The sequence below is a fragment of the Xenorhabdus griffiniae genome (assembly GCF_001028135.1).
GTDB classification, from domain to species: Bacteria; Pseudomonadota; Gammaproteobacteria; order Enterobacterales; family Enterobacteriaceae; genus Xenorhabdus; species Xenorhabdus bakwenae.
In genome coordinates this window covers 1-5,164 of record NZ_LDNM01000098.1, presented here as the reverse complement: position 1 = coordinate 5,164, position 5,164 = coordinate 1, and the positions used below count along the sequence as shown (strand labels likewise).

The following is a 5,164-nucleotide window of genomic DNA, read 5'->3' as shown; positions in this document are numbered from 1 at the left end:
GTGAAGAATTTTTTGGTGGCCTGAGTGAAACGTTTAACCCCTTTATTGGCTTTAAACGCGGCTTTGGCACAAATCAGCCTGCCTTTCAGGGCATGGCCGGCTTTTTTGGCTCCCAGCTTTGCGCCAGTCAGCACCGCCTGCGGGCCGGTTTTGGTCAGCAGTTTCCCCGCGCCTTTGAGCAGCCCGCGTGTCGGCGGCACCAGAAATTCCACCGCCACCAGTAACGCCCGCTGCCAGCCGGAGAACTCTTCTTCAATCTCAAGGTAAGTCCCCTGACCGGAGCCGATAAAGACTTTACTCGCCCCCCCTTTGATGGCCGCACCACAGACCAGCTTGTCACCGACCCGCGCCGCTGGCTGGCCGTTGATAAATACGGATTCACTGCCCTGTGCTATCAGGGGCGGTGCCGGGTGTTTGCTGCACGCCGCCATATCGACGGTGGCCCGTGCCGCAGGTTTTCCTTCAATAATGACGTTACCGGAACCACTGCTCAACGCCCCGTCCGGTGAGAGGCAACTGGCTGTGGAAGGTCAGGCGAATGTCTTGCAGGCGCTGGCATGGCAATAGATACCGAATATGCTGCCATTGTGATTAAACTCGCTGGCATTATCGGCAAAAAACCAGATTTACAGAGTGACTTAACACGTTCGCTTGAAATGGATGTATATACAGTATTTATTTTGCGAGACGCTTCGCAAAGGTTGATTTTGATGATGGAAAGTTGCTCAGGGTGGCGATAAGGTAGGCAATGAAATCTGAACGCGGCTTTACCGTGTGTCCAGCACGATAAAACCGCTAACCACAACAACTAACAGGAATAGTTATTATGGCTAACGCGCATTCTAATGCAGACACCCATATTTACAAAATTTCCCAACCGGAACGGTATCAGAAAGTCATTTACCACCCCCAAGGTTCCAACCGCACAATCCCTGCCATTAATTTAAGCGGAAAATGGCTACTTGAAGCCGGATTTTCCATACATGATCCGTTAAAAATCAGGGTGATGCCGGGTTACCTTATCATTACTGCCCAAAATTTTCATGAACTGTGGCACTGCCTGAAAAGCCTCAATGAAGGTGAGTGGGATGATATCGCCGTCGCCCACTGGTTACAGCAATTTCCCGGCCAGTTAAATAAAATCGGGCTGAGGAAAAATACTTAACACACTGTTTTTAATTGTAAAAATAAATAGTCAACTGATAAAAAATGAAACCGTTTCCTGTTTCTCTGTTACTTTTTTTCATTTTGGGAAACGGTTCGCATTTCTGCCACGCTCAATAACACAAGGAATGTACTCATGGATCTTCATCTTTCCTCTCCTCTTGCCGAACTGCCGGAATGCGTGATCAGTGGTGACCCACTGCAAGAAATCGGCTTTACCACCGATGCGTTATTCCATATCACGCAATTTGCCAACGGGTTAATTTTGTCACTGATTGAGTCAGAAACGGAATCTGATCTCGCCGCCTTGTTCCACGAGACCGAACTTGATCCCCATCAGGGTATCGACTGGGTACGCGATAATGGCGAGCTTTATCTGGCCGGTGATTGGCTGGCTGAAAGCGGTTTGCTGGATCATCCTGTCACTGTTGACACCGCATATGGCAGGATTGTAGTAAGGACTGAACTGCCGATATTGCTAGCCTGAGCAGATCAATCAAAATAAACCGGAATTCCATGTAACCATTCCGGTTTATTTTATTTTTAACATGAACATTCAATAAACAAAGCGAGATATTCCATTATTATTTTCCTCCTCAACCAGCTCTCTCAGAATTGAGCAGAGACTGAGGTTTTCGGGAACATAAATAATGCTGTTATATTCATAAGGCATCCACTCCATTGAAGCCATATCCTGACCGTTTTTTAACAACCTGAGTTTATCCATCTCTTCCAATTAGGGAAATAAACGTTCATTTGCTGTTTTTATGATCATTATCTCCACATAATCTTTTGCTTTTCCTGAGCCGTTATAATAAGCTTCACGTATCGGTTTATATTCTTCGGGTAATTTATTATTCAAGGGTTCCAATAAATAGTGACGTAACTCTTGTCTTTTTTTATCATCTGATCATAAACGTATTGATATACGGTTATTGTATTATTTTCCTTAAGATGAGTGATTGTGCTGTGTGAACGCAAATTGCTTTCATCTTCTACACGTTTGATAAAACCTTGAACCAAACTAAGAAACTCGATTATATCCTCTTTTTTGTGAACTTCTTCAAATATACAATCACCATAATGACGTGTATCTTTAACGTAATTGAATTGTTTAAAGGTCGCAGTGAAAATACCTTCTGGCATAATTTCTTCAGAATATTCATTACCTTCATAACGGATATCAAAATAATATCCAGTTTTTTTATAATAGCACGCAATACGATTAAAGGAACCGTACAATGCAATCGTTGTTTGATGCTCACTATAAAAAGGCCGGTCATGATCATAGGATAAAATAAACCAACCCACCTAGCAGATAATTTCAGGGCGGTAGTTGCTTGAGAAGTACATGCTTTTCCTTTTGTTTTTATAAAATTGTATAAATTCAATATACCACAGACATAAACTGTAATACCATGATATTTAAGTGCTTATAATCGATAAACTTCAAGTTGTAACCCGCAAGACGACGCGAGGCCTTATATTTCCCTGCGTAGCGGGGAAATATAACACGCATCTTGAAGTTGGATTGGTATATATTTAAAATGAATTACTTATCTAATATATATTTATCTCATTATCTTGGCTGGTTTTAGGTATTTATATTCCTAGATTATAAATATTATCGGCTTCCTTACCTCCATCTTCTTCAACACCGACGCTACCTAACGTTCCTAAATCTAAGCTATAAATAACTTCATTCCCCTTACCTTTGTCTACATAAATAAAATAACCAAGATCACCATCTTGACTAATTAGAAAGTAGTTTAGTTCAACATTCTGAATAGGATATATTTTATATATTACAATATCATAATCAAAATCATATATATTTTTTGTTCCTTTACAATTATCTCAATATAATGTTTAGCTTGAATTTTTCAGGCGAAAACTCCCTATAAAAAGGTGGCGATTTAACATCCAGTCACTTTTCAAAAAAATTTCAATAAAATCTAATTTTCTAAAAATCTCATATATTTATGATTAAAAAATCAATGATAATATTGATAGTGTTCCATTATTGCATATAACATATGCAATAATGGGCTTGGAACGGATGATAATTCACGAATATTGTGAGTATCTGTTAGATAGTACCTTCCAGAAGTACTTTGTCCTTCTCTCCTCCCCAAGGGTCATCCAGTAGATATTTGGCTTTTGCTACACTTTCAGATGGGACAAAAGTAAATTTATAGAAAATCTCTTCATCTTCACATATTTCATAGTATAAGGAATAATATTGTTCCTTAAGGTCTAATTTAATCTTGAATTTTTCACTTACCGATGCGATTTCTAATTTATCTTTATCTGTCACATAGAATGGCACTATCATGCAGCGTTGAGATAACGGATCTATATTGAAATTTGGTGCTAGTATTAAATGTATATTTGCACCAAAGGCATCATCTGGTAATGGATCAAAAACTATATAGTCTTTATGAATAACAACGCCTTGATTTACGTTTTCTTTTCCCCATTGGCATAAGCTTTCATCAAAAGGCCTTGAGCGAATTTGAATCTGATTATGCGATATTAGTAAGTCTACTGTTTGATTTTTCACCACAAAACCTCCACTCTAATTTTAGTTCCATCAGGTAGTTCAGATAGTATTTTACCAATACTTGAACCTGCTCCTCTATTATCACTAGGATCTATATATCTTACACTAGCACCATGACCACCTTCTTTGAACATTGCCATAGGCCATTCGTCACGATCCGCGCCTTTTTTGGTTTTTACATCTTTCAGACTAAGCTTACGATTTAACTTAGCTGTCTCCCTTTGTATAGTAACAATATATGGATGACCTGCTTTTATTGCCTCATCTATATGTCTGAATGTCTGTGGGTATACTGAACCGGTTAATTTCAAAACATAGTCATGATCCCGTGCATTAACTTTAGTTAAACTACACCCTGCCAGTCCTAACGGATCTATAAATCCCGTCGGATTATGCACATAAGAATACGGGTTAAATCCCCCTGCCAGCCCCAGCGGGTCGGGCGTCAGGTAACAACTGGCCACTGGCGAAAAATATCTATGCCGATTATAGACTAACCCACTCTCCTCATCGAGAAATTGGCCGGCAAATTGTAACCCCGGATCCAGTGCCGCATTTTCACCAGGCACACTCAGACGCCGCCCGTACAGACTCTGCGGCGGCTGGCGCCAGACCCGGTGCCCCGCGGCATCAAACAACGCCAGCGGCTCGCCCGTTGGCGCACACACCGCATACTGCGTCTGAATTTTCCCGGCGATCAGTTCACTGCGGTTTTCCGGGTTCGGGGTGAAGAACTGTACCTGCTGCGCCAGCAACTGCCAGCCCTCAAACACCAGATGACGGATGCAGTGCAGCCGGTTGTGCCGGTATTCCCGGATTTCCGCCGGCACGTCGCCATCCCACAGGTAGGTTGTGCGCTCGCCCGACCGTTCACACACTTTTTCGGTGCGCCGCCCGAAGGCATCGTAGCGATAATCCCACTGCTGCCCGTCCGGGGTCAGCACGCCGACAAGCTGGTTCTGGCTGTTCCAGCGGAATTTGGTGAGCTGCGGGCGGTAACCGTCCCGCCAGAGCTGCATGGCGGTCATTCGCCCGGCATCATCATACTCAAATAAATGCTGGCCGAGCTGCCGTAACCGGTGCCCTTGCTGGTAGAGCCGTTCGCCGTCTATCTCATTGAGACCGTCAAAACGGCGCGATGGGTAGCCGGAGGTATCATATTGATAATGCTCCCGCAACCGCTCGCCGTCACTGACTGACGTCACCTGCCCGTTGCCGTTCACCACATAACGCAGCCACTGCCGCTCATCGTTTGCGGCCACCAGATTGAGTGCCGCATCGTAGCGATATTCCCGATCCAGTCCCGCCAGTGTCGGCTGAGGGATATCGGCCACTTCATGGGCTTCAAAAAACTCAGTGTTACGCCCGGCACGTTGAGCGGTCAGTTGCCCCATCAGGGAGTGTTCCTGCCGCAGAATAAAACCTTTATCCGACTGA

Annotated in this window: 6 protein-coding genes and 1 pseudogene; 3 read left to right on the top strand and 4 right to left on the bottom strand. The window is 43.5% G+C overall.

Annotated elements, in window-relative coordinates:
* Positions 1-509, bottom strand: a pseudogene (locus AAY47_RS16200) (PAAR domain-containing protein); the annotation flags it as partial.
* Between the two features lie 48 nt (positions 510-557).
* On the opposite strand from AAY47_RS16200, the gene AAY47_RS16195 reads away from it, so the two are divergent.
* From AAY47_RS16195 to AAY47_RS16185, 3 genes are all read left to right on the top strand, one after another.
* A complete protein-coding gene (locus AAY47_RS16195) occupies positions 558-740 on the top strand; it encodes a hypothetical protein (protein WP_047771166.1) in 183 nt (60 codons plus the stop codon).
* 86 nt (positions 741-826) lie between these two features.
* Positions 827-1,165 carry a SymE family type I addiction module toxin gene (locus tag AAY47_RS16190; RefSeq protein WP_047771164.1) on the top strand — a complete coding sequence of 113 codons (339 nt, stop codon included), beginning with the start codon at positions 827-829 and terminating at the stop codon, positions 1,163-1,165.
* Between the two features lie 135 nt (positions 1,166-1,300).
* Complete coding sequence (locus AAY47_RS16185; RefSeq protein WP_047771163.1) at positions 1,301-1,651, top strand: SymE family type I addiction module toxin; 351 nt, start codon at positions 1,301-1,303, stop codon at positions 1,649-1,651.
* 371 nt (positions 1,652-2,022) lie between these two features.
* Here AAY47_RS16185 and AAY47_RS22890 read toward each other — a convergent pair whose 3' ends face one another.
* The 3 genes from AAY47_RS22890 to AAY47_RS23205 form a co-directional block, all read right to left on the bottom strand.
* Complete coding sequence (locus tag AAY47_RS22890) at positions 2,023-2,475, bottom strand: hypothetical protein (protein ID WP_235428383.1); 453 nt, start codon at positions 2,473-2,475, stop codon at positions 2,023-2,025.
* Between the two features lie 778 nt (positions 2,476-3,253).
* Positions 3,254-3,727, bottom strand: coding sequence for a competence protein ComJ (comJ, locus tag AAY47_RS16175; RefSeq protein WP_047771162.1), 474 nt, complete (start codon positions 3,725-3,727; stop codon positions 3,254-3,256).
* On the bottom strand, positions 3,724-5,164 hold a 1,441-nt coding region (locus tag AAY47_RS23205), incomplete at its 5' end, for an RHS repeat-associated core domain-containing protein (protein ID WP_327213546.1). The genes AAY47_RS23205 and comJ, both read right to left, overlap by 4 nt.